Raw genomic sequence first — 21,993 nt, 5'->3', positions numbered from 1 at the left:
CGGCGAACGCGGATCAGTTGCGCATTTCAGCGTTGTCCGCTGCGTTCTCCATCTCGCTCATCTGGCGGACCGCCGCACCGGTACCCGACCCGTTACCGCCTTGATCGGCGCCTTGGCGTCCGTTCTGCTCGCCCTGCTGGTTGTCGTTGTTCTGGTTCCGGTTGCCGTACCGGTTCTGCTGGCCGTTCTGACCCTGGCCGTTCTGACCCTGGCCGTTCTGACCCTGGCCGTTCTGACCACCCTGGTTGTTGTCCTGGCCCTGGTTGTTGTTCTGCCCCCTGCACCGGTTCTGGCCTTGCTGGTTCTGGCCTTGCTGGTTCTGGCCTTGCTGGTTCTGGCCTTGCTGGTTCTGACCCTGCTGGTTCTGACCCTGCTGGTTCTGACCCTGCTGGTTCTGACCCTGCTGGTTCTGACCCTGCTGGTTCTGACCCTGCTGGTTCTGACCCTGCTGGTTCTGACCCTGCTGGTTCTGACCCTGCTGGTTCTGACCGGCGCGCTGTTGCGCCGCGCGTAGCTGCGCGAGCGCCTGGCGCGCATTGTTGAGCGCCTGGATAGCGCTACCCCTCGCGGCGCGCACCTGCTGGACCGCGGCGCGCGCATTGGCAGCCTTGTTCTGTGCGTCCTGCTGCGCCGCGTTGTTGCCCCTATTGGCTGCGGCGTTCCGCTGCGCCGCTTGCGCCGCCTGGACCGCTCGCTGGGCCTTCGCTCGCGCCACCCGGAACTGCTGCAACTGCGTGAAGAAGGTCCGCCGCGCGGCATCGAACTGGTTTCGAGCCTGCTGCACGCCACCCTGCTGGTTCTGGCCCTGACCTTGGCCCTGGTTCTCGTTCTGGTTTCGCTGGCCTTGGCCTTGGCCTTGGCCCTGGTTCTGGCCCTGGCCCTGGCCCTGACCCTGATTCTGATTCTGGCCCTGATTCTGGCCCTGACCCCGGTTCTGGTTGTTCTGGTTCTGGCCGGCTCCGGCGGCGTTCGCGTCACCTCCGGAAAGGGCCCGCACGTTGCAGTTGGTCCGGACGGTGCGGTTGCCCTCCAGCGCCGAACTGATGCCCGGAATCGTCGCCATCGTGCCGGCCGCCGCCACCGCGGCCACCACAACGGCGATCTTGACTCCCTTCCTTCCTTTCCCGCCTTGCATGGCTACCTCCTCGAAATCGGCTGCACTTCGGATGACAGTTGACCGTCTCTACGTGGCCGATAACGCATTCGGTTCAATGCGGATAAAGAATTTCCTGAGTGCCATCAAAAGGCAAAGGGAGGTATGCCCCGCGCCATTTTCAGACGGGGGCATACCTCGTTACTTAATTGTCGCGCACGGCAGAGGAAATGAACGCAGATTGCCAGCTACCGTCCGATCCCCGGGGATGAGGTTGGCCCGAACCGGCGAGCCATCGACATCCGGGATCGACATCAAGAATCGCAGGAGACCCCGCGCCGCTCTTCTACCGAGCGACCCGACCTTCTCTACCGATCGGAAGAGCCGCCCTTCGCCGTTCGGCTTCGGCCCGAGGGGACATGGCGAGGCAGCCCGACGGCCGCGTCACGCCGTGACGTGCGGAAACGTGGTCTTTCGACACCTCAAGGAATCGCGACGGGCAGGGGCACTCGAGGTCCGGCTCCCCAGACCTCACCGGCCTGGTCATCGGTGATCGTGGCGAAGGCGCCGGGTGGCACCCGAGGGAGGGTGGCCAGCCGGGACGCCACCGCCAACAGGGTCTGCACGTCGGGGCCGGTGATGAAGAAGACGTAGTGCTCGCCCCACTCCTCGCCGTCGTCGAATTCCTCGGCGCCGTCGGCCGCCTCGTCGAGCTCCGTCACGATGTCCTGGACGTCATCGATCCACGGGTACGGGTACTCGTCCGGACCGACTCCGGGAGCCGGTTCGAGCGGCACATGAATCTCGACGACCGGCCGGGCCCGGTGCGCGTCCTGCGGTGCGGACCGGACCGCGACCCGGTCCCCCGCATCACCCGACCCCGAGGTGGCGAGTTCCGCACCGGTGGCGGCCGGCATCCCGATCTTCCACCGCCGTCCGGCATCCTGGACGCACGCGCGGAACAGTCCCAGCAGGAACTCCACCGCCTCGGCCTCCGCATCCGCATCCGCGAAGCGCTGCACTGCCACTTCCACCGGGATGGTGACCTCGTAGACGAGTTCGCCCCGTGGCTTGTACAGGATGCCCACTTCCTCGTATTCCCCGATGCTGACGACGGTGTCGAGTGAGCGACCGTCCTTGAACGACGACCGCTGGGGCGCCTTCGCCAACCAGGAGTGACCGTCATGACCGGCGCAGAGGATCTCCTCCGCCTTCGCGACACACAGCACGAACCTGGTGTGCTGCCCGGGCGAGAATCGACGCCGATCGACATCCGTTCCCGTGACGGTCAAGAACCACGGAATTCCCACGAGCCCTCCGTTCGGAATCGACCTCCTTCGAGGACGCGGATATCCTAGTAGAAGGACGCGATACCGCCCACGCCGAACATACGAGCAGATATCTGCCGGCGATTGCCGCCGGCCGCGAGGACCCCACATATTCACGCTTTCTGATCGACAGGAAGGGGGACTGTTAGGATGCGCGCATGTCCGACGCGAACCACCTCGTCCAATCTTCATCGCCATTGCTCGATGCTTCACATTGGCAGCAGCGGTTGGATGTTCTTGCCGAGAAGCACGGCGTGGCCGGTGCAGTGCTGGGCATACTGCATGGCGACGACATGGTGCAGGCCGCATCGGGCGTGACGAACCTACGAACGGGCGATCCTGTCCACACCGACACGGTGTTCCAGATCGGCTCGATCACCAAGGTTTACACGGCCACGGCCGCGGCCGCGCTGCGTCTGGTCCCGCGCGTTGTACAGCGAGATCTTCGCCGAGCTCGCCGGGGTCACCATGCCCCCGCCCCTGCAGCCGCCCCAGGAGCCGCCGAACTTCGACACCGGGCGACACGCAGGCACGTACCTGGGACATGAACACGAGCACGAGGTCCTGGATCACGACGGCGTGCCAGGTCTGCGGTGGGCCGTCACCGGCTCCCCCGCCGAAGTCATGCCGACCGCCGAGGGCGAATACGAGACGATAGCGGCCGGCAAAGACCTGCTGCTCTATCGCGAACCCGGCCAGCACCGCTGGCGACCAGCCACGTTCGTGCAACTTCCCGATGGGCGCCCCGGCCTCTACATCGGTCTCCGGGCTGACACGCGGGCGATCTGACACCACGACACGGCACTCGGCGGCCTTGATGCCGATCGCGCCGGCAGCCATCACCCTCGCACTCGCCGAGCTGATCGACAGACGCCATGCCGTCCTCGACCTCGACGGCGGGCCCGGACCGCTTCGCGTCAAGGATGCGGCTCCGGCATAAGCCGGCAAATTCGACGCCATGAATGCGTCTGAACGCGTACGTATTGGCATGCATGGTGTCCAGTGTTTCGACCACCGTCAAAAGTCACTTACCTTCGCAAGGCCCCTCCCGGACGCTGAAAGCACGGACCGACGAGGCGCGGGTTGCGTTGCTTTTTGGATCGCTCGATCCGCGTCGGCCGGTTTTCGCGCCGAGTTGCAAGGCGAGGAGGTGGACTTCGTGGCCAGGCAGGCCGGCTCCGAACCGAGCGTCCGAAGTCCTCCGAGCTCGACCTTCGCCGGGAATCGACGCCAACAACGCAATGGCAAGGCCAGGAACGCCGGTCAAGGTCGACGTCGACGTGCCGGCCGGAAAGAATCGGAGGAAAGCTATGACCGCCAAAGTGACAACCGCACGGATCGGCCTCGTCGCCGCCGCGCTCGTGGTCGCCGGGGTGGGCGTGCAGAGCTCGGCGCAGGCCGCCGAGCCAACGCCGCCGCCGGGTCAGGAGACCACCGCGAAGCCCCGCGCGTCGTCCGGCGTGGCCGCCATCCGCGACTGCATCGACGTCGCCAACCGCGACGTCGGCCGGGGAGACACCGGCAACTACGTCCGCGAGGTGCAGTGCCTGCTGAACTGGGCCATCAATCCTTCGACGTTCGCGCTGATCGCCGTGGACGGTAGTTTCGGCCCGCAGACGGAGGCCAAGGTCAAGAAGTTCCAGACCTGCGCCAACGCCCTCGGTGCAGGACTGAGCGTGGACGGCCGCGTCGGCCCGAGGACCGCTCCCCACCTGGAGTGGTGGGCGGCCCATTCGGCCTACATCTGCTGACGACCCGAGCCGACGTGATCAGGGCACGTCCCGCACCGGGACGTGCCCTCGTCGTCGGCCGCCCGACGCGTGGCGAGCAGTCGGGGAGGCGAAGTGGTCCTCGCCGCCGGCGGCAAGAACTACCGCTACTCGACCACGCCACGGAGGCCGTCGGTCAGCGACTCGCCGCGCTCGGCCGTCTCCACCAGCATCGCCGGTGGGAGGAACCGCTTGCCGTAGCGGTCGGCCAGTTGCCGCGCCCGGGCCACGAAGGCGGGTAGGCCGCCGTCGTATCCGTTGATGTATTGCACCGTGCCGCCGGTCCAGGCGGGGAAGCCGATGCCCATGAGCGAGCCGATGTTGGCATCGGCGACGGAGGTGAGAACGCCCTCTTCCAGGCAGCGGACCGTGTCCAGTGCCTCGGCGAAGAGCATCCGTTCCTTCATGTCCTCGAAGGGGATACCCGCGTCGGGCTCGGCGGCCTTGAAGTGCTCACGCAGGCCCGGCCACAGGCCGGTGCGTTTGCCGTCAACATAGTCGTAGAAGCCGGCGCCGCCGCTGCGGCCGGGGCGGCCGAATTCGCCGACCATGCGGTCGATCACCGTGTCGGCCGGGTGCGGGTCCCAGGTGCCGCCGGCCTCCTCGACCGCCCGCCTCGTCTCGGTGCGGATCTTTCGCGGCAGGGTGAGGGTCAGTTCATCCATCAGGGCGAGGACTTTGGCGGGGTAGCCGGCCTGGGCGGCGGCCTGTTCGACCGAGGCGGGGTCGGCACCCTCGCCGACCATCGCCACGCCTTCGTTGATGAAGGTGCCGATGACCCTCGAGGTGTAGAAGCCGCGGGAGTCGTTGACGACGATCGGGGTCTTGCGGAGCTGCCGAACCAGGTCGAAGGCGCGGGCCAGTGCTTCGTCGCTGGTGCGTCCGCCTTTGATGATCTCGACGAGTGGCATCCTGTCGACGGGCGAGAAGAAGTGCAGGCCGATGAAGTCCTCGGGTCGTGCGACGCCTTCGGCGAGAACGGTGATGGGCAGGGTGGAGGTGTTGGAGCAGAGCAGCGCGTCAGGGGCGACGATGCGCTCGATTTCCTGGAAGACCTTGTGCTTGAGCGCGGTGTCCTCGAAGACGGCCTCGACGACCGCGTCGCAGCCGGCGAGCGCCTGCGGGTCGGCGGTGGGGGTGATCCGGGCCAGCAGCATGTCCCTGTCGGTTTCCGTGATGCGACCCCGCCCGAGGGCCTTGGTGAGCAGGGCCTCGGTGTAGGCCTTGCCGTTGTCGGCCGACTCCTGGCTGATGTCTTTGAGGACGACGTGTATGCCGGCGCGGGCGCAGGCGTAGGCGATGCCGGCGCCCATCATGCCGGCGCCGAGCACGGCGACCCTGTTCACTCGGCGCGGCTCGATGCCTGGCGGGCGGTTGGCGCCGGATTCGACCGCCTGGAGATCGAAGAAGAACCCCTGGATCATGTTCTTGGCGGTCTGTCCGATGACCAGCTCGGTGAAGTAGCGGGACTCGATGACCTGTGCGGTCTCGAAGTCGACCTGGGAGCCCTCGACCGCCGCGGCGAGGATGTTACGCGGCGCGGGATAGGGGGCGCCGTTCAACTGCTTCTTGAGGTTGGCGGGCAACGCCGGGAGGTGGGCGGCGAATCCGGGGTTCGACGGGGTGCCGCCGGGAATCTTGTACCCGGAGACGTCCCACGGCTGGTGCGACTCGGGGTGAGCGTCGATGAACGCGCGGGCTCTGGCGAGCATCTTCTCCCGCGTGGCGGCGACCTCGTGGACCAGGCCGGCCTCGAGCGCGCGCTGGGGTGTATACCGCGTGCCTCGGAGCAGCACCGTCAGCAGAGCGTCGGTGACACCGAGAAGCCGTACGGTGCGGGCGACGCCGCCGGCGGCCGGGAGCAGGCCGAGCGTCACCTCGGGAAGGCCGACCGTGGCGCCGGGCGCGTCGAGTGCGATGCGGTGGTGGCACGCGAGCGCGATCTCGTATCCGCCGCCGAGGGCGGCGCCGTTGATGGCGGCGACGACGGGCTTCCCGAGGGTCTCGATGCGGCGCAGGGATCGCTTGATCGCCAGGGTGGTGTCGAAGGCGGCCCGGGCGTCCTCCGGGCGGAGCCGCACCATGTCTCTGAGGTCGCCGCCTGCGAAGAATGTCTTCTTGGCGGAGGTGACGATGATGCCGCGGATGCCGGCCTGGTCGGCGGCGGCACGGTCGGCGACCGCCGAGATCGAGTCCTTGAAGGCCTGGTTCATGGTGTTGGCGGACTGATCGGGGTCGTCGAGGACGAGGGTGACGACGCCGGTCTCGTCCTGTTCCCAGCGGATGGTGCCGGACTCGCTCATGAGGGGTTCTCCGTTACGCCGGATGCGGATGGGTCAGAGACGCTCGACGATCGTGGCGATGCCCATGCCTGCGCCGACGCAGAGCGTGGCGAGGCCGTACCGCTTGTCCTGACGCTCGAGTTCGTCGATCAGCGTGCCGAGGATCATGGCGCCGGTGGCGCCGAGCGGGTGGCCGAAGGCGATCGCCCCGCCGTTGACGTTGATCTTGTCGAGGGGCAGGTCCAGGTCGCGCGCGAAGTGCAGGACGACGGCCGCGAACGCCTCGTTGATCTCGATGAGGTCGATGTCGTCGATGGACAGTTCGGCCTTGGCGAGCGCCTTGCGGGTGGCGGGGGCGGGACCGGTGAGCATGATGGTCGGCTCGGAGCCGGAGACGGCGGCGGAGACGATCCGAGCGCGGGGCGTCATCCCGTACCGCTCGCCGACCGCCTTGGTGCCGATGGCCACGAGGGAGGCGCCGTCGACGATGCCGGAGGAGTTTCCGGCGTGGTGGACGTGGTCGATCTTCTCGATCCAGTGGTACTGCTGCAGGGCGACGGCGTCGAACCCGCCGAGTTCGCCGATGTCGGCGAAGGACGGCCTGAGCGTGGCGAGCGAGTCGGCGGTGCTGCCCGGCCGCATGTGCTCGTCGTGGTCGAGGACGGTCAGTCCGGCGCGGTCCAGGAGCGGGACCACGGACCGGTCGAAGCGGTGGTCCTTCCACGCGGCGGCGGCCCGCTCCTGGGAGAGCGCGGCGTACTCGTCGACGTCGCGGCGGGTGAAGCCGTCGATGGTGGCGATGAGGTCGGCGCCGACGCCCTGGGGGACGAAGCCGGTCTCGAAGTTGGTCATCGGGTCGGCGAACCAGGCGCCGCCGTCGGACCCCAGGGGGACACGCGACATCGATTCGACGCCGCCGGCGAGCACCAGGTCCTCCCAGCCGGAGCGGATCTTGGCGGCGGCCAGGTTGACGGCTTCGAGGCCTGAGGCGCAGAAGCGGTTCTCCTGGACTCCGGCGACGGTGTGGGGCAGTCCGGCGGTGATGGCGGCGATGCGGGCGATGTCGGAGCCCTGGTCGCCGATGGGGCTGACGACGCCGAGCACGATGTCATCGACGGCAGCGGGGTCCAGTCCTGGGAAACGGCGGCGAAGTTCGTGGATGAGACCCACGACGAGGTCGATCGGCTTGGTGCCGTGCAGGGCGCCGTTGGCCTTGCCGCGTCCGCGGGGAGTGCGGATCGCGTCGTACACATATGCTTCGGTACTCATGTCGGCAGCCTTTCGAGATTCTGGGCGAGCGGGCGGCGTCAGGCGAGCAGGGACCGGCCGATGAGTTCCTTCATGATCTCGGTCGTACCGCCATAGATGGTTTGTACGCGGCTGTCGGTGAATGCCTTCGCGACCGGGTACTCGGTCATGTACCCATATCCGCCGTGCAACTGGAGACAACGGTCGGCGACGCGCTTGTGGAGTTCGGTCGCCCACCACTTGGCCATCGAGGCGTGGACGGCGTCGAGGTCGCCGTTGACGTGGTCGGCGACGCAACGGTCGAGGAAGGTGCGGGTAACGGCGCACTCGGTGGCCATCTCGGCGATCTGGAAGCGCACGTGTTGGAGACGAGCGAGCTCGCGTCCGAACGCCTCGCGCTCCTTGACATACGCCATGGTGAGTTCCAGGAGGTGTTCGGCGCCGGCGATGGCAGCGACGGCGATGACGAGCCGCTCCTGGGCGAGGTGGGTCATCAAGTGGAGGAAAGCGCCGTTGAGCGTGCCCAGCAGATTCTCCTTGGGCACGCGCACGTCGCGGAAGAAGAGCTCGGCGGTGTCCTGGGCCCTCTGACCGATCTTGTCGAGGTTGCGGCCCCGCTCGAAGCCCGCCATGGCGCGCTCGACCACGAGCAGAGACAAGCCGCGGGCACCGCCCTCGGGGGTGGTCCTCGCCACGACGATCACGAGGTCGGCGAGAACGCCGTTGGAAATGAAGGTCTTGGAGCCGTTGAGCAACCAATGGTCGCCGTGGTCCTCGGCGCCGGTGCGGATCCCCTGCAGGTCCGAGCCGGCGCCGGGCTCGGTCATGGCGATGGCGGTGACGATCTCGCCGCTGCAGAAGCCGGGCAGCCAGCGCTGCTTCTGCTCCTCGGTGGCAAGGGAGGTGAGGTACGGACCGACCATGTCGTTGTGCAGCACCAGGGCGAGGCCGGGCGTGCCGGCGCGAGCGAACTCCTCGGCGAGTACGGCGCTGTAGCGAAAGTCGGGATTGCCGCCGCCACCGTACTGCTCCTCGACGGCGAGGCCGAGCAGTCCCTGCCGTCCGGCGGCCCGCCACACCTCACGGGAGACGATGCCGTCCTCCTCCCACCGCGCGTAGTGCGGCAGGACCTCCTTGGCGAGGAAGGTACGGACGGTTTCCCGGAAGGCGTCGTGGTCGGCGGTGTAGAGCTGGCGCTTCATGCACAAGGCTCCCGGTTCTCGGAGTTCAGGGACGGTACGACCCAGTCGCGGGCGACCTCGTCGGCGTCGGCGCCGGGCCGGGCCGGACCGGTGCGGACCGCGCCGGGGGTGGCGGAGAAGCGGGGCGCCGGGGCGGGCTGGACCATTCCGGCATGCTCGACGAACGTGCCGCGGGCAGCGAGGTGCGGATGGGTGAAAGCCTCGCGCAGCGACAGGACGGGGGCCACGCAGGCATCGGTGCCCTCGAAGACCGCCGTCCACTCCGCTCGCGTGCGGGCACGGAACCGCTCGGCGACCGCGGACCGGAGCTCGGGCCAGCGGTCGACGTCATGCCGCGCCGAGGCGATGTCCCCGAGGCCGAGCAGTCGGGCGAATTCGTCGTAGAACCGCTGTTCCAGGGCGCCCACGGCCAGGTACTCACCATCGGAGGTCCGGTATGTCCCATAGAAAGGGCAGCCGCCGTCGAGCAGGTTGACACCGCGGCGGTCCTGCCAGCCACCGGCGGCGAGCATGCCGTGGATCATGGTGGTGAGGTGGGCGGCGCCGTCGACGATGGCGGCGTCGACGACCTGGCCCTCGCCGTGCTCGCGCGCATGCCGCAGAGCGGCCAGGATTCCGATGACGAGGTAGAGGGAGCCGCCCGCGTAGTCCCCGACCAGATTGGCGGGGATCGTGGGTGGCCCGTCCGGATCTGGGCCGAGCATGCCGAGCGTGCCGGTGATGGCGAGGTAACCGATGTCGTGACCGGCGGCGCGGGCGAGCGGCCCGGTCTGGCCCCAGCCGGTGATCCGGCCGTAGATCAGCCGGGGATTACGGGCGAGGCAGTCCTCGGGCCCGACGCCGAGGCGCTCGGCGACGCCCGGCCGGTAGCCCTCGAGCAGCACATCGGCCCGGTCGACCATGTCGAGAATCCTCCGTCGGCCGTCCTCGGTCTTGAGGTCGATCAGTACGGAACGCTTGTTGCGGTTGGTCAGGTCGCACGCCGGGTCGACGGCCAATCCGACGCCACCGGGCCGGTCGACGCGCACGACGTCGGCGCCCAGGTCGGCAAGGAGCATGGCCGCGAACGGGCCGGGACCGATACCCGCGAGCTCCACCACCCGCACGCCGTCAAGTGGACCGGTGGGTGTGGCTGCCGCGTCGGTCATGCCCGCACGCTACGGCGGGACGCGGCCGGCCCCCATGACCTCACCGCTCATAGTGATTGACCGCAGCGGCCGGTCCTCAGCCCGGTTGGTACGAGCGCGGCGTCGATCCCGTCCACCGCTTGAACGCCCGATGGAAGGCGCTCGGCTCGGAGAAGCCGAGCTGCGCGGAGAGCTGTTCGATGGGGAACCGCCCTCCCGTCAGAGCGGCAACGGCCACGTCGCGGCGGAGCTGGTCGCGTACCTGCTGGAAGGAGGTTTCCTCGGCGGCGAGTTGCCGACGCAGGGTTTGCGCGCTGACCGACAGCCGGGCGGCCACCTCGTCTTGTCCGGGCAGCCGGTCCGGAAGCGACTGACTCAGCACCCGTCGTACCCGGGCGGCCACCGTGCTGCCGTAGTCGATCCGGGCGAGCACGTCGGCCGGGGCACGGCGCAGGAAGGCGCGCAACCCCGCCTCGTCCTGCAGCACCGGCTCGTCGAGCAGAGCGACGTCGAAGACCGCCGCGGTGCGCCCGGCCTCGAAGACGCAGGGAGCGCCGAAGAGCAGCTCGTACTCCAGAGCATGCGGCGGGGACGGATAGGCGAACTCGACGCGACGCAGGCTGATCCGGCGCCGGATCAACCAGCCGGCGAAGCGGTGCCACACCACCAACGCCGTCTCGGCCAGGAAGTGGTCCGGATCGTCGACCCCGGCGACGAAGCTCATCGACGCTTCGTCGCCGGACTCGGCCAGGTCCGGCTGGGGGCCGTCCGGGAAGAGGCGGTAGAAATCCCCGGTGCGGCGCAGCGCCGACCGCAGGTCCGGGCAGTGCACGACCGCGTGGCACATCATCGCGAACGTGCCGACCTTGTGGGGCGCGGCGGCCAGGCCCAGAAGTTCGTCGTCGAGGGTGTCCCACAACAGTCGGATCAGCCGGGCGAACTGCTCGGTCGAGACCCGGGCGCGGTCGAGCTCCAGCAGCCCGGGCGGAATGCCGGCCGCCTGCAGCATCGCTGTGGTGTCCACGCCTCGCCGTCGGGCTCCGCGCAGAGCCATCCGCACGTGATGGATGGCCACCGACCGGATCACCATGTCCGCGACTGCCCGATCCGGTCGAGAAGGGTGAGCGGTGGGGTCATGACCCATGATCGTACGTCCAGCCCAGGGTCACGGTGCGCGGCCGCGACGGTCTCCATGGTGACCACGACCCGGATGCAGCCGGGACCCTGGTGCGAGAATCCGTTGTGGTCGTTGCGCCATGCCGCCGAGGTGAGCAGCGCGTTGAGGCTGGGCACCGTCACCACGACGTCCGGCTCGTGCGCCGGGGCGGTGATTGCGGCAGGCTCGAGGCATGAGCGAGGGTTTCGCCCGGCACGGTGACGTGCGGATCGCGTACGAGGTCGAGGGCCCGACCGGCGGCGAGCCGCTGCTGCTGATCATGGGCTTGGGCCTGCAGATGCTGTTCTGGCCGGAAGACTTCCGGGCCCTGCTGACGAAGCACGGCTTCCGGGTCGCCCGGTTCGACAACCGAGACGTCGGGCTGTCGAGTCACCTCGATTCGCTGCGGCCGCCGTCGCCTGCGGATCTCTTGCTGCGACGCAAGAGCGGGTACGCGCTGGCGGACATGGCCGGAGACGCCCTGGCGGTGATGGACGCCCTGGGATGGGAAAGTGCCCACGTGGCCGGAGTGTCGCTGGGCGGGATGATCGCGCAGACTGTGGCGACGAACCATCCGGGCCGGGTCCGGTCACTGACCTCGATCTCCTCGACCCCGTCGCCCCGGGTCGGGCGCCCCCGGCCGTCCGCGATGGCGGCGCTGCTGCGGCGCCCGGCCACCGGACGCGAGGCCGCCGCCCGGCACATCGTCGAGATCTTCAGGGTGATCGGGTCACCCGCCTACCCCCGCGACGAGAAATGGCTGCGGGAGACGGCCCGGCGCAGTTACGACCGCGCTCACGACCCTGCCGGGGTCCGGCGTCAGCTAGCGGCGGTCGTGTCCGCGAAGGACCGGCGCCCCGCCCTGCGCCGGCTCCGGCTACCGGCGCTCGTCCTCCACGGTGCCGCCGACCCGCTGATCCGTCTTCCCGGCGGGGTGGCGACCGCGCGCGCGATCGCCGGCGCCAAGCTGGTCACGCATCCCGGCATGGGTCACGATCTGCCGAACGCCCTGCAGGGGAACATCGCCGCCGAGATCGCCGCGCTGGCGCGCGGGTCCTCCAGCGGCGAGCCGCACCCGGACTAGTACGGCAGCCGCCGTTCGTGATCATGGCTGAAGGATGACCAGGGCGGCCAGGGCCAGGGTGGTGAACCGGTGCCAGGACTGCCAGCGGCGGACCTGGTGCTGGTCGAGCCCGACCTGCCCCTTCGCGGCCTGGAACGATTCTTCGACCGTCCAGCGGATCCCGGCGACCCGGGCGACGACAACCCGCACGGCCGATCAGATCCTGCATCGCGTCCGGGGCCGGGAAGCATCGCTTCCCGGCCCCGGACGCGTTCCTGGGGGGCTTGCTGATGACCTGGTCGGCCGTGCGCGTGTTCAGCGTCGGCGGGCACGGGAGCGTTCGGCCGGGTGCGAACCGGGCGAGCATCTCCGGCCTTCGCGGGGCTCCCCAGCGTTGTGGGTCCGGATGCCTCGTGTTGTCCGGGGGTGGGGCTGAGCGATCATCTAGGGACAGGTCACAGGTGTGGCGAAGCTGCCGGGGCCCCACGCGCCGGTGTTGGTGTCCCAGACTCGGAAGACGTATCCGATGGAGTCGCCCTCATGGCACCCCACCCAGCCGGGCCAGCCGGCGACCTTCCTGGCGCCAAGAGGGAGCGCGACAATCAGTGAGGCTGCGAGCCCCATGAGGCTCTGACGCGTCTGTCGTGCATAGGCAACCATTCGGACTCTCCGTTAGGTTGGGTGGACAGCGACAGGTGCCCGGGGTAGCCCGGTTGGAGAGGGCTTACTCGGCCGGTCTCTTCCGCAACGGCCGACCGTGGGGAGGTTACCGGCGGTGGCAGGCCCGGGAAGGGACAATGTGTTCCTGATCGCGAAACATCAGGTGAATCCGCAGGCGGGATGGTTGGGCGGATCTAGTACGGCAGTCGCCGTTCGGGACCTTGGCCCGGGCCGGTAAGCACAGCGCGGCCACCGCGTGATCGTCTGTATGTTGTGGACAAACTTCCGAATCGTGCGGTGGCCGCTGTCGCAGCGTAGACGCTGCCGAATTGCAGCGCAGCGATGATCACGAACGGCGCTGCCGTACTAGGGACTTCCCATTTTCACCTCGGGCGCGTTCAGGGACGCCTGGGGTGCGGAATGGTCAGGTTGTCCAGGACGCCGGTCATGTGCAGGACCCGGCGTACGTGCGTAGCGGGGTTGATCACCGTGAACCGGCGGCCGATGCGGTGCGCGGCGTTACGGGCGGCGACCAGAGCGCTGATCACGGTGGAGTCGATGAACCCGACGCCGGCGATATCGACCGTGACGAGCTCGGCGCTTCGAACGGCGTCCTGCAACAGTTCCTGCAGGCGCTCGACGCCGATCATGTCGATCTCCCCGGACAGGGTCACGATGCGATGACCGGCGTCGGTACGGATCTGGTACTGCCAGGTCAGGTTCGTGTTCACCGATCCTCGTTCCTTTGCATGGTGTCCTTGGCGCGCAGGGTGCCCGCTGACCGGATCACCGGTGCCGGGGTGAGGCAGGCGGTGACGGAGGCCGTGACGCCGTCGGGACGCTGGGTCAGCAGCAGCGTGCCCGTGAGCTGGTGTGCTAGCCACAACCCCCGGCCGCCGGTCTGCTCGGGTGCTGCCAACCGCACCGGCAGGCCATCGGCCTGGCCGCCGTTGTCCACGATCTCGCAGGTCAGCTCGTCGGCGCGGAGCCGCAGCTCAAGGTGCCCGACGCCGCCGCCGTGGCGCACCGCGTTGGTGACCAGCTCGTGCGCCGCCAGCACGAAACCCTCGGCGAGCTCGCCGAACAGCCCCGACTCGGCGACCGCCGTGCTCACCCTCGACCGCAGCGAGCTCACCTGCATCTCGGTGAAATGTTGGGATAACAGCACGATCGGCTCGACGGCCGCCGGCTGCGGACTGACCAGCTCGCCCTCGACCGGTCGAGCACCACCTGTCACGTACACCCACGCTAGTGACAACGGGCTCACGTCGCCACACTTGCACCAGGGCAAACAGGGCCCCGCAGCCGGCTACACCACCAACCTCACCAGGGAAAAGTCGCCGTAGCTCAGGCAGATTCCGCGCGTGGAGTTCAGCCGTCCGGGGGCTACGCCGTATCTGTGGTCGCTCCGCGAGCTGCCGGCAGACTCGGCCCTATGATCGAACGGGGCGGGCTCCGCCTCGATGTCGTCGCCCGCAACCGCGGGCTCGGCACCGCCACCAACCTGCGGGCGCTGCTGCGCCGCCACACCGGCCTGTCGCCGTCGCATTACCGCAGCCGCTTGGCCGCGCGGTAGCGGCTGACGCGTTTCGGCATTGTCGGGATGTGCCATCGTGGGGATGGTGACAGCTCGTCCGCGCACCTGGGTACGCCGCCGCAGCGCCGTCTTCGCGGTCCTGGGACTCGGCCTGATCGCTGCCGCCGCGATCCTCGTGCCGATGCTGCGGCCACCCGGGCCTCGCCCCGCCTTCCAGCTTCCTGTGCCGTGCGGCGAGGCCTGGACGCTCGGAACCTACCCCGGACACGACGATTACGACGTGGACCTGTTTCCCACCAAGGGCGAAGCATGGGGTCAGCCGGTACTCGCGTCCGCCTCGGGCACTGTCACCGAGGCCGGGATCAACGGGACCGTGGGCGGGCGCACTCCGGACAATCCGGACGGCCCTCGCGGCCGGGGCGGCGGCTACTGGGTGAAGATCGATCACGGCCGTCGGTGGACGACGCTGTATCTCCACCTGCTCGAACCGCCGCTGGTTCACGAAGGGCAGCGCGTGCAGCCAGGCGACCAGCTCGGCCGCGTCGGCAGCACGGGTGATTCCGGCGCACCGCATCTGCACTACGAACAGCACAGAGGCTTCGAAAAGGTCGAAACCTACTTCAACGGCGCGCCGTCGGGGATCACTCGCGACGACCGCGAGTATTCGGTCTCCCTTCGGAGCAACAACTGCCGCGCCGGCGCCAGCGAGACCGATCAGCGGAAATGATGCCAGTCACGCATCAAACCGACGCTCCCCCGCCCACCGGCTGCCTCACGGCTCGGTGTCCTGCCTGACGTACGACAAGCCGTTGAGCTGGAGGTTGGAGAAGGTGTACCCGAATCCGCCGTCGATGGAGCTGACTTTCCACCGGAAGGTCTCGGGCTGCCGGCCGGGGAAGTACAAGGTCAAGGTCGTCGTCGCGACGACGACGGTTCCTGCCCGATGGACGCCGATCCTTCCATTGCTCTGCTCGACCTCACCGTTGTCGGCGAAGGTATAGGTCCAGTTGGCCGTGGCACCGTCGGTGCCACCGGACCACGTGCCGACCAGGCGATCCGGAACCTCACTCCGTGGCAGCGGCGGTGGAGAGGGCGAGGATGCAGAGGCAGTGGGGGTGGGCGAGCTGTCATCACTCGGGACGGTGAGGCCAGGGCTCGGCGGCAGGGGCAGGCCCTTGCCGCCGTCTGCCTCGTTTCCGAGGATCAGCACCCCTGCCACGACCATGGCGATCACCACGAGGACGATGGTGGCGCCGACGGCCACGGTGTGTCCCGGCGTGAGCCCGATGTCTCGACCGGCGGCATAGGAGGTGCCGCCGTTGACCGTCCGGGAGCTGACGTGGCCCGCGGCCGGGCCAGACGGCTGGTCCGGCTTGGCGCCGCCTTCGCTCTCGCTCATCCTCAATCCGATCTTGATGGCGATCAACGCCGCGGTGAGTGCGACCAGCGCCGCGATGGCTCCGATGCGAGGCGCGTCGGTGACAACCTCCGTGGCGATACCCACGCCGACGCCCACGAGGACCGCAGCACCCGCGCCGACGACCTGCCGCCGTTGTCCCGACATGGCCGGTCCTTTCGCTACAGTCGGCCGAGGGTAGTGACGGCAGGAGATCGACGTCAATCCCCCGGTGTGCCGGTTACCCCCGAACCGCTGAGCGCGGTCGGCGAGCTGGAGGCCGAGGGCTGTTCCTGTCTAGCAGCCTGGCGTGTACGGCCCACATGGTGGACGTGGGGTGAACCGGTCACGGTTCGGCAGTGGGATGTCGGCGGTGTCCGGTGGAGCAGGCGGGGCATCGTGCCATGGGGCATGCCAGCCACCGCTCGGCGGCGTGTATTCGGAGTCGTCGGGTCCACACGCTGTCAGACAGAGGGTGACCACGCTGGCGGCCACCACCGAGGCCGCCCGACGGCGGCCGATCTGAATCTTCATCTTGAGCTCCCTGGGTGCGATAGTGCTGCGCGGACGTACCGCCGGTCGTGCCCATGGTGTCGGTGCTCCGTCCCGGGCCGCCAGGGACCGCCGGTCCCGACAGCGCTTCCGCGGGTGTCCCGGAGGAATCGGGACTTCCGGTCCCGGGACATCGTGCGGCGGATCGGCCACAGTGGTGGGGTGACCCCTCCATCCGAGATGACGCGAAGGTGGCACGGCACGGCCGCGGCGCTCCTCGTGTTCGGGGCCATGGCGCTGTTCACGATCGGAATGGACGTCGCGAATGCTCGCGCCGGAACTCCGACCGGTGATCTGGGGCCCCGCTGGCCGTCATTGCTGGCGGGTCTTCCCCAGGCTGTCATCGGCGTTCTGCTCTTGCGCACCCATCCGCGGCATGCCGTCGCCTGGCTGCTCGTGGCCTCCGGCGTAGCGTGGCTGCTCGATGCCGTCTGTGCGACATGGCTGCGGTACGCCACGCAGGTTCACCCGGTGCTGCCCGGTGCCGCGGTATCGGCGTGGATCGTGGACCGGTTCGGCTCGCTGCTCCTCCCCCTGACGGCGGCCATGGTGATCGTGTTTCCCGACGGGCGGCTGCCCGGAAGCCGGCCCTGGCGGTGGCTGGCCGTCACCGGGCTCGCCCTGAGCCTCTTGTGGCCGCTCATCGCCTTGACGGCGCCCTTTGCGGTGCTCAGCCGGTTGACCGGCACTCCCCTGCCCCCAGGGGAGATGATCTCGCCGGACGTGCCGGCTCTACCGCTGCCGTTCGTCGTGTGGCAGGTGCTGGGGGCGATCGGTCGCCCCGCCATGTACGCGTGCATGCTGGTCCCGTTCGCCGTCACACTCCATCGGTACCGCCATGCCGATCCGGTGCGCCGGGCCCAGATCCGCTGGCTGCTGTGGGCGGTGCTCGTCGCCCTGGCACTGCCGCTCGCGACGCTCTCCGTTGCCGGCACCATCGGAGAGATCACGCTGACCGCCCCGTTCGGACTGGTGGCGATCGCGATCGCGGTGGCCATCACCCGGCACCGGTTGTACGACATCGACCGGCTCCTGCCGGCAACTCTCGTCTACAGCGCCCTGGGTGGATCGTTCCTCCTGCTCGACGCGGTCGTCGTCACGATCGCCGGAAGCTGGATCGGTGAACGCGACGCCGCCCTCGCCGCGATGGCGTTCATCGCGGCGGCGTACGCACTCGTCCGCGATCTGCTGTGGCGGTGGGCGCGGCGACTGCTGTTCGGCCGCCGCGCCGATGCCGGCACCGTCGCCACCCTGGCCCGCCGCCTGGAGACCGCCGCGGATGTGCAGGAACAGCTCGAGGAGCTGACCCGCACCCTGGCTGCGGCGTTCCGCCTCGGCTTCGTGTCGGTGCAGGTGAATCGGCTTGACGGCACCCGATTGACCGTCACGAGTGGCGAGGGCGATGGCGGACTGCTCACGCTGCCGATCGCCTACCGTGGCGAGCCGATCGGACAGCTCATCGTGCGGCGACGCGACCAGGTGCGGATCGGCGAGGGTGACCAGCGACTGCTCGGCGACCTCGTCCGGCAGGCCGCCGCCGCGGCCCGGGCCACGGACATCAACGCCTCCCTTCGCCGAGCCCGCACGAGCCTCGTGCTCGGCCGCGAGGAGGAACGCCGTAGGCTGCGCCGCGACCTGCACGATGGGCTGGGCCCGTCGCTGGGCGCCATCGCGCTTCGCATCGAGACGGCCCGCAATCTGGCGGAGCGTTCACCGCAGGCAGTCGACGTCATGTTGCGCGACGCCGCCGGCGACATCGGAGCGGTCCTCGACGAGATCCGCCGTGTCGTGTACGACCTGCGTCCGCCTGCGCTGGACGAGCTGGGGCTGGTCCGCGCCATACGCCAACAGGCCGACCGGATGCGCGGGCCGGGTCTCGACGTGGAGGTGGAAGCCACATCGCTCACCGCCCTGCCCGCCGCGGTCGAGGTGGCCGCCTATCGCATCGTTTCGGAAGCGTTGATCAATGTGGTTCGGCACGCCGCCGCGACCTCCTGCACGGTGACGCTTGTGCAGAGCACCGATGACGCCGCGCTCACAGTCGAGATCCGCGATGACGGGCGCGGCATCGCTCCTGAGATCGCGGCCGGGGTCGGCCTCATCTCGCTGCGCGAACGCGCCGCCGAGCTCGGCGGTCACTGCAGTGTCGAGGGTCCTCCGGATGGAGGAACGGTAGTACGGTGCCATCTCCCCCTGACGGAGCTCACCGCGATAGTGCCGTCGACCGACGAGCTCAGGACCGCCCATGCCGCCACCTGACGAACCCGTGCGGGTTCTCCTTGTCGACGATCATCCCGTCTACCGTGATGGCCTCGCCATGCTGCTCGACTCGGTACCGGCCATCGACGTCATCGGCACCGCCGAGGATGGCGCGGCCGCGGTCGCTCTCGCCGCCGACCTGCAACCGGACGTCATCGTCATGGACATTCTCATGCCCATCCTCGATGGAGTGGAAGCAACGCGCCAGATCACGGCCCAGAGCCCCCACATCGCCGTCATCGCACTGACGATGGCCGACGGCGACGCCACCCTGTTTGCCGCGATGCGCGCCGGGGCGATCGGATATCTGCTCAAGGGCGCCAGGCAGGATCAGATCATCCGGGCAATCGTCGCCGCCGCCCATGGAGAGGCGATCTTCGGACCGACGATCGCTCGCCGTGTCACCGAGTTCTTCGCCGCAGCACCCGCCGCGATCACCAGTCTGGCCTTCCCACACCTGACGCCCCGGGAGAACGAGGTGCTGCGGCTCATCGCGGACGGCCTGAACAACAATCAGATCGCCGACCGACTACAACTGTCACCCAAGACGGTTCGCAACACCGTGTCCAACATCTTCGCCAAGCTGCATGTCGTCGACCGGGCCGAGGCCATTCTGCGAGCCCGCGAGGGAGGCCTGGGCCGCTGAGGCGGACTCGTGGGGACCCACGCTGCCAGTTCGGGGACCGCGGCGCCGCGCCGCCGGCCTTCGCCGGCGGCGCGGTCGCCTCAGGTCGGCCTCGCTCTCGGTCAGGAGGCGATCTTCACCGGTTCGAGTCCGAGGTCGAGTTCCCGGTCGGCCGAGATGTCGACCCGCGTGCCGGCCAGCGTGGTGGCTTGCCCGGCGTTCCACTGTTGCGGAAGCCGGACGCGCACGCCTTCGCCGGTGGTCCACAGGACGGAGTGCTGCTGTGCGCCCTGCTGGATGCGCAGCACGTAAATATCGTCCCTGATGATGTACGACTGAAGCACCTTCCCGCCGCGAAGCCAATCGGCGGCGGCGCTGTATCCCCTGCCCTCCTCGCTGGGCGTGGTGTAGTCCGATGTCGCCGCCGACTCGAGCAGCTTGGCGTCGTGGCTTCCTTCCAAGGTGTAGAAGTTGAAGTTCTCCACGCCGCGACCGGCCATGAGCAACAGTGCCCGGGCGACGGCGGAGCGCCGTTCGACGGCGTTGACTTCCCGGCAGTTGCCGGGTTCCGCCGCGCAGAATGCGGCGTCGCAGGCGCCGTCCTTGAGGCAGACCGCGACCTTGTCGTTGAGGCAGGGTCCGACCCCGCCGACGCAGTTGGACGAGCTGCCCTCGGTGTTCCACAGCTTCTTGTGCTCGATGCCGTGCCGCCTCATCACGTCACGGATGTTGTCGATGTAGCCCACATTCTCCGGGTTTGTACCGAAGTACCAGTGGAATCCGACGCCGTGGACGGCCTCCGCGCCGCCGGCGGCAAGGAACCGGTCGAGCCAGCTCACGCCGCCGGTGGTGATGCCGGGGCTGACCAGGATCGCTTCCTCGTCCTCCCGGTCCAGCACGTCGCGCGCCAGCCGGGCGAGTTGGGCCATGCGCTCGGGGGTGCCGCTGTAGAACGACCTACCATCCGCACGAGGGCCGGCGTCGGGCTCGTTCCAGAGCTCGTACACGTCGATCTCGCCCTTGTACCGGCGGGCGACGGTACGCACGTAGTCCTTCCAGTCCTCGTCGTTCTTCGGAGGCGCCGCGGCGAAGTTCGGAGTGTCGGGCTTGGAGCTGGCCCAGTTCGGGGTCTCCCCCATGGTGTAGACGATCTTCAGCTTGGGATCGAGCGTGTTCCTGGTCTGGATCAGTTTCTTCATGAACGTCTGGTCGAGCCGCTTGCCGTACTGGCCGTCGTCCCAGGGCCAGACGTCCTGGTCCTTCTCCAGGAAGCGCCACGCGGTATTGGTGTCCCAGAGCCGGACCACGTGTTGTCCCAGCGCGGGCCACCGCCAGTTCGGGTTGTGCATCAACGGGCTGTGAATGCCGAACAGATTGTCCGAGACCACGCCGGTGCCCACCGGGTGGGCGGGATTGTCGTGCACCTCGGAGACGGTCAGGTCGTCGATGTAGATGTTCTTGTCGACCTGCCCGACGGTCAGCCGCAGTTGGATGCCCGTTCCGGCGCGCTGCACGCAGACGACGTCCATCTCCACCGGCTGCCAAGATCCGCCGAGCTTGAGGTTACGTACGGTGAGGAAGGTGTAAGGCTCCGGGGCCCGGCGCACCCCGAACTGCGCCGGCACCTCGGTCTGCCCTTGATCGGCCCGCAGATGTGCGGTGACGCGGTACTTCTTCTTCGGCTGGCAGGTGAACGAGTAGTAGAGCTCGGCCCTGCTCTCCAGCACCTTGTTGTCGGCGACGTAGGTCTCGCGCTTGAACCGCTGCGAGGTCGTGCCGTCGACGAAGTAGCCGGCGCGGGTCTCGGGGCCGGCCTCGAACGCGTCCGCCCTGTTGGAGGGGTCGTTCGGCTGCCAGCCGCGCGCGTACCGGCCGTGGGTGTACTCCCCCTCGAAGTCGACGTCGTGAACGAGCGTGGTCTGCTCCGTCGCGTCCATGCCGGCGGGAATGTCGATGGGCGCGATCCGGTCGGAGCCGGTGACGCGGAAGACGGCGTACCGGTCGATGAACACGTCGACGCCGGTCTCCTGGAGCCCGATGCGGAACGATCCTGCGACAGCCGCGGTGTAGGTGCCCTGGAAGGTGAACGACTTCCACTCCCGGGTCACCTCGATCGTCTTGCTGGCGTCCGGCGTGAAGGGCCGGACGTCCCGGCGCAGGAACAGATCGACCTTGGTGGTCCGTTCCGCTCGCGCCATGAACTGGACCCGGTACGCCTGACCCCGCACGAACGAGTGGGGATTCACCAGGTGGACGTCGGCGCCTTCGGGCCGGTTCTCCACCCGGAAACGCTGGGCGCCGCCGGCCACTCCGGCGCTGTCGCGGACGCCCTCACCTTTCGACAAGACCCAGCGGGCTTGCTGGCCGCTGCTGTTCGGCCAATGGTTCGGAGTGAATCCCTGTGCCGTTCGCTGGAAGTCCTCCTCGAACTCCTGGGTGAACAGCCGCTTCAGCCACGCCGGATCGGCTGACGCCGCGGTCGCCGGAATCGCCGCGGTCGTCGCGGCCACCACGGCGGCGACGACGAATGCCAGTATCGGTCGACGATGCGCGACCTTCGGTTCTCTTCCTGCAGCCACCGCTTCCCTACCACCTCTCTTGATGCGATCGCGGTTCTCGAGGGCGGTCCGCCCCGCGCGGGAAGCCTACGGAAGTGACTTGAACGCGTTCAATGACGCATGTCTCATGTGGAGCGT

Annotated in this window: 20 protein-coding genes and 1 pseudogene; 8 read left to right on the top strand and 13 right to left on the bottom strand. The window is 68.7% G+C overall.

What is annotated here, in order from left to right; genetic code table 11:
* Positions 1-13 precede the first annotated feature (13 nt).
* Together EDD30_RS39540 and EDD30_RS41175 are read right to left on the bottom strand one after the other, a co-directional pair.
* Positions 14-1,135, bottom strand: a complete 1,122-nt coding sequence (locus EDD30_RS39540) for a hypothetical protein (RefSeq protein ID WP_170208240.1) — start codon at positions 1,133-1,135, stop codon at positions 14-16.
* Between the two features lie 440 nt (positions 1,136-1,575).
* Positions 1,576-2,322, bottom strand: a complete 747-nt coding sequence (locus EDD30_RS41175) for a hypothetical protein (RefSeq protein ID WP_244945492.1) — start codon at positions 2,320-2,322, stop codon at positions 1,576-1,578.
* Between the two features lie 257 nt (positions 2,323-2,579).
* Between EDD30_RS41175 and EDD30_RS33480 the strand changes: the two genes are divergently transcribed.
* The 3 genes from EDD30_RS33480 (at position 2,580) to EDD30_RS33470 (ending at position 4,172) form a co-directional block, all read left to right on the top strand.
* Positions 2,580-2,969, top strand: a complete 390-nt coding sequence (locus EDD30_RS33480; protein ID WP_071808441.1) for a serine hydrolase — start codon at positions 2,580-2,582, stop codon at positions 2,967-2,969.
* Positions 2,851-3,210 carry a hypothetical protein gene (locus tag EDD30_RS39535; RefSeq protein ID WP_170047584.1) on the top strand — a complete coding sequence of 120 codons (360 nt, stop codon included), beginning with the start codon at positions 2,851-2,853 and terminating at the stop codon, positions 3,208-3,210. The genes EDD30_RS33480 and EDD30_RS39535 overlap by 119 nt, the downstream gene beginning before the upstream one ends.
* Positions 3,211-3,743: 533 nt before the next feature.
* On the top strand, positions 3,744-4,172 hold the full coding sequence (locus tag EDD30_RS33470; protein WP_211277967.1) for a peptidoglycan-binding domain-containing protein: 429 nt from the start codon (positions 3,744-3,746) through the stop codon (positions 4,170-4,172).
* A 125-nt stretch (positions 4,173-4,297) separates the two neighbouring features.
* Here the strand turns inward: EDD30_RS33470 and EDD30_RS33465 are convergent, their stop codons facing one another.
* From EDD30_RS33465 to EDD30_RS41170, 6 genes are all read right to left on the bottom strand, one after another.
* Positions 4,298-6,493, bottom strand: coding sequence for a 3-hydroxyacyl-CoA dehydrogenase NAD-binding domain-containing protein (locus tag EDD30_RS33465; protein ID WP_071808438.1), 2,196 nt, complete (start codon positions 6,491-6,493; stop codon positions 4,298-4,300).
* A 33-nt stretch (positions 6,494-6,526) separates the two neighbouring features.
* Complete coding sequence (locus EDD30_RS33460) at positions 6,527-7,741, bottom strand: acetyl-CoA C-acetyltransferase (RefSeq protein ID WP_071808437.1); 1,215 nt, start codon at positions 7,739-7,741, stop codon at positions 6,527-6,529.
* 38 nt (positions 7,742-7,779) lie between these two features.
* Positions 7,780-8,922: an acyl-CoA dehydrogenase family protein gene (locus tag EDD30_RS33455; RefSeq protein WP_071808436.1), complete on the bottom strand. Its 1,143-nt coding sequence runs from the start codon at positions 8,920-8,922 to the stop codon at positions 7,780-7,782.
* The gene (locus EDD30_RS33450; protein WP_071808435.1) at positions 8,919-10,070 is read right to left on the bottom strand and encodes a CaiB/BaiF CoA transferase family protein; all 1,152 of its coding nucleotides are present in this window, start codon (positions 10,068-10,070) and stop codon (positions 8,919-8,921) included. The genes EDD30_RS33455 and EDD30_RS33450 overlap by 4 nt, the downstream gene beginning before the upstream one ends.
* Before the next feature lie 76 nt (positions 10,071-10,146).
* Positions 10,147-11,073 (bottom strand): AraC family transcriptional regulator, encoded by a 927-nt coding sequence (locus tag EDD30_RS33445; RefSeq protein ID WP_211277966.1) that lies wholly within the window; start codon positions 11,071-11,073, stop codon positions 10,147-10,149.
* Positions 11,074-11,132: 59 nt separating this feature from the next.
* Complete coding sequence (locus EDD30_RS41170) at positions 11,133-11,348, bottom strand: hypothetical protein (protein WP_244945491.1); 216 nt, start codon at positions 11,346-11,348, stop codon at positions 11,133-11,135.
* Between the two features lie 50 nt (positions 11,349-11,398).
* Here EDD30_RS41170 and EDD30_RS33435 point away from each other — a divergent pair, with 50 nt between their 5' ends.
* Positions 11,399-12,289: an alpha/beta fold hydrolase gene (locus tag EDD30_RS33435; protein WP_071808432.1), complete on the top strand. Its 891-nt coding sequence runs from the start codon at positions 11,399-11,401 to the stop codon at positions 12,287-12,289.
* A gap of 30 nt (positions 12,290-12,319) precedes the next feature.
* Here the strand turns inward: EDD30_RS33435 and EDD30_RS33430 are convergent.
* The 3 genes and pseudogenes from EDD30_RS33430 to EDD30_RS33420 all read right to left on the bottom strand — a co-directional run.
* Positions 12,320-12,466, bottom strand: a pseudogene (locus EDD30_RS33430) (IS701 family transposase); the annotation flags it as partial.
* Positions 12,467-13,326: 860 nt separating this feature from the next.
* The gene (locus EDD30_RS39530; RefSeq protein ID WP_071808431.1) at positions 13,327-13,659 is read right to left on the bottom strand and encodes an STAS domain-containing protein; all 333 of its coding nucleotides are present in this window, start codon (positions 13,657-13,659) and stop codon (positions 13,327-13,329) included.
* On the bottom strand, positions 13,656-14,165 hold the full coding sequence (locus EDD30_RS33420; RefSeq protein ID WP_143162946.1) for an ATP-binding protein: 510 nt from the start codon (positions 14,163-14,165) through the stop codon (positions 13,656-13,658). Before EDD30_RS33420 ends, EDD30_RS39530 begins: the two co-directional genes overlap by 4 nt.
* Before the next feature lie 198 nt (positions 14,166-14,363).
* On the opposite strand from EDD30_RS33420, the gene EDD30_RS33415 reads away from it, so the two are divergent.
* Entirely contained in the window at positions 14,364-14,504 is a 141-nt protein-coding gene (locus EDD30_RS33415) for a hypothetical protein (RefSeq protein WP_211277965.1), read from the top strand.
* Between the two features lie 43 nt (positions 14,505-14,547).
* Positions 14,548-15,192, top strand: coding sequence for a M23 family metallopeptidase (locus tag EDD30_RS33410; protein WP_071808429.1), 645 nt, complete (start codon positions 14,548-14,550; stop codon positions 15,190-15,192).
* 45 nt (positions 15,193-15,237) lie between these two features.
* On the opposite strand, the gene EDD30_RS39525 is transcribed toward EDD30_RS33410, so the two are convergent.
* Positions 15,238-16,029, bottom strand: coding sequence for a hypothetical protein (locus EDD30_RS39525; RefSeq protein ID WP_071808428.1), 792 nt, complete (start codon positions 16,027-16,029; stop codon positions 15,238-15,240).
* A 546-nt stretch (positions 16,030-16,575) separates the two neighbouring features.
* Here EDD30_RS39525 and EDD30_RS39520 point away from each other — a divergent pair.
* Both EDD30_RS39520 and EDD30_RS33400 read left to right on the top strand, forming a co-directional pair.
* The gene (locus EDD30_RS39520; RefSeq protein ID WP_170047598.1) at positions 16,576-18,672 is read left to right on the top strand and encodes a sensor histidine kinase; all 2,097 of its coding nucleotides are present in this window, start codon (positions 16,576-16,578) and stop codon (positions 18,670-18,672) included.
* The gene (locus EDD30_RS33400; RefSeq protein ID WP_071808426.1) at positions 18,659-19,318 is read left to right on the top strand and encodes a response regulator; all 660 of its coding nucleotides are present in this window, start codon (positions 18,659-18,661) and stop codon (positions 19,316-19,318) included. The genes EDD30_RS39520 and EDD30_RS33400 overlap by 14 nt, the downstream gene beginning before the upstream one ends.
* A gap of 101 nt (positions 19,319-19,419) precedes the next feature.
* On the opposite strand, the gene EDD30_RS33395 is transcribed toward EDD30_RS33400, so the two are convergent.
* Positions 19,420-21,876, bottom strand: a complete 2,457-nt coding sequence (locus tag EDD30_RS33395) for a glycosyl hydrolase (protein WP_143162945.1) — start codon at positions 21,874-21,876, stop codon at positions 19,420-19,422.
* Positions 21,877-21,993 lie beyond the last annotated feature (117 nt).

Origin of the sequence: Couchioplanes caeruleus, assembly GCF_003751945.1 — a bacterium.
Classification (GTDB): domain Bacteria; phylum Actinomycetota; class Actinomycetes; order Mycobacteriales; family Micromonosporaceae; genus Actinoplanes; species Actinoplanes caeruleus.
Note: the sequence above shows the minus strand (reverse complement) of the source record. Positions and strands in the feature narration are given on the sequence as shown.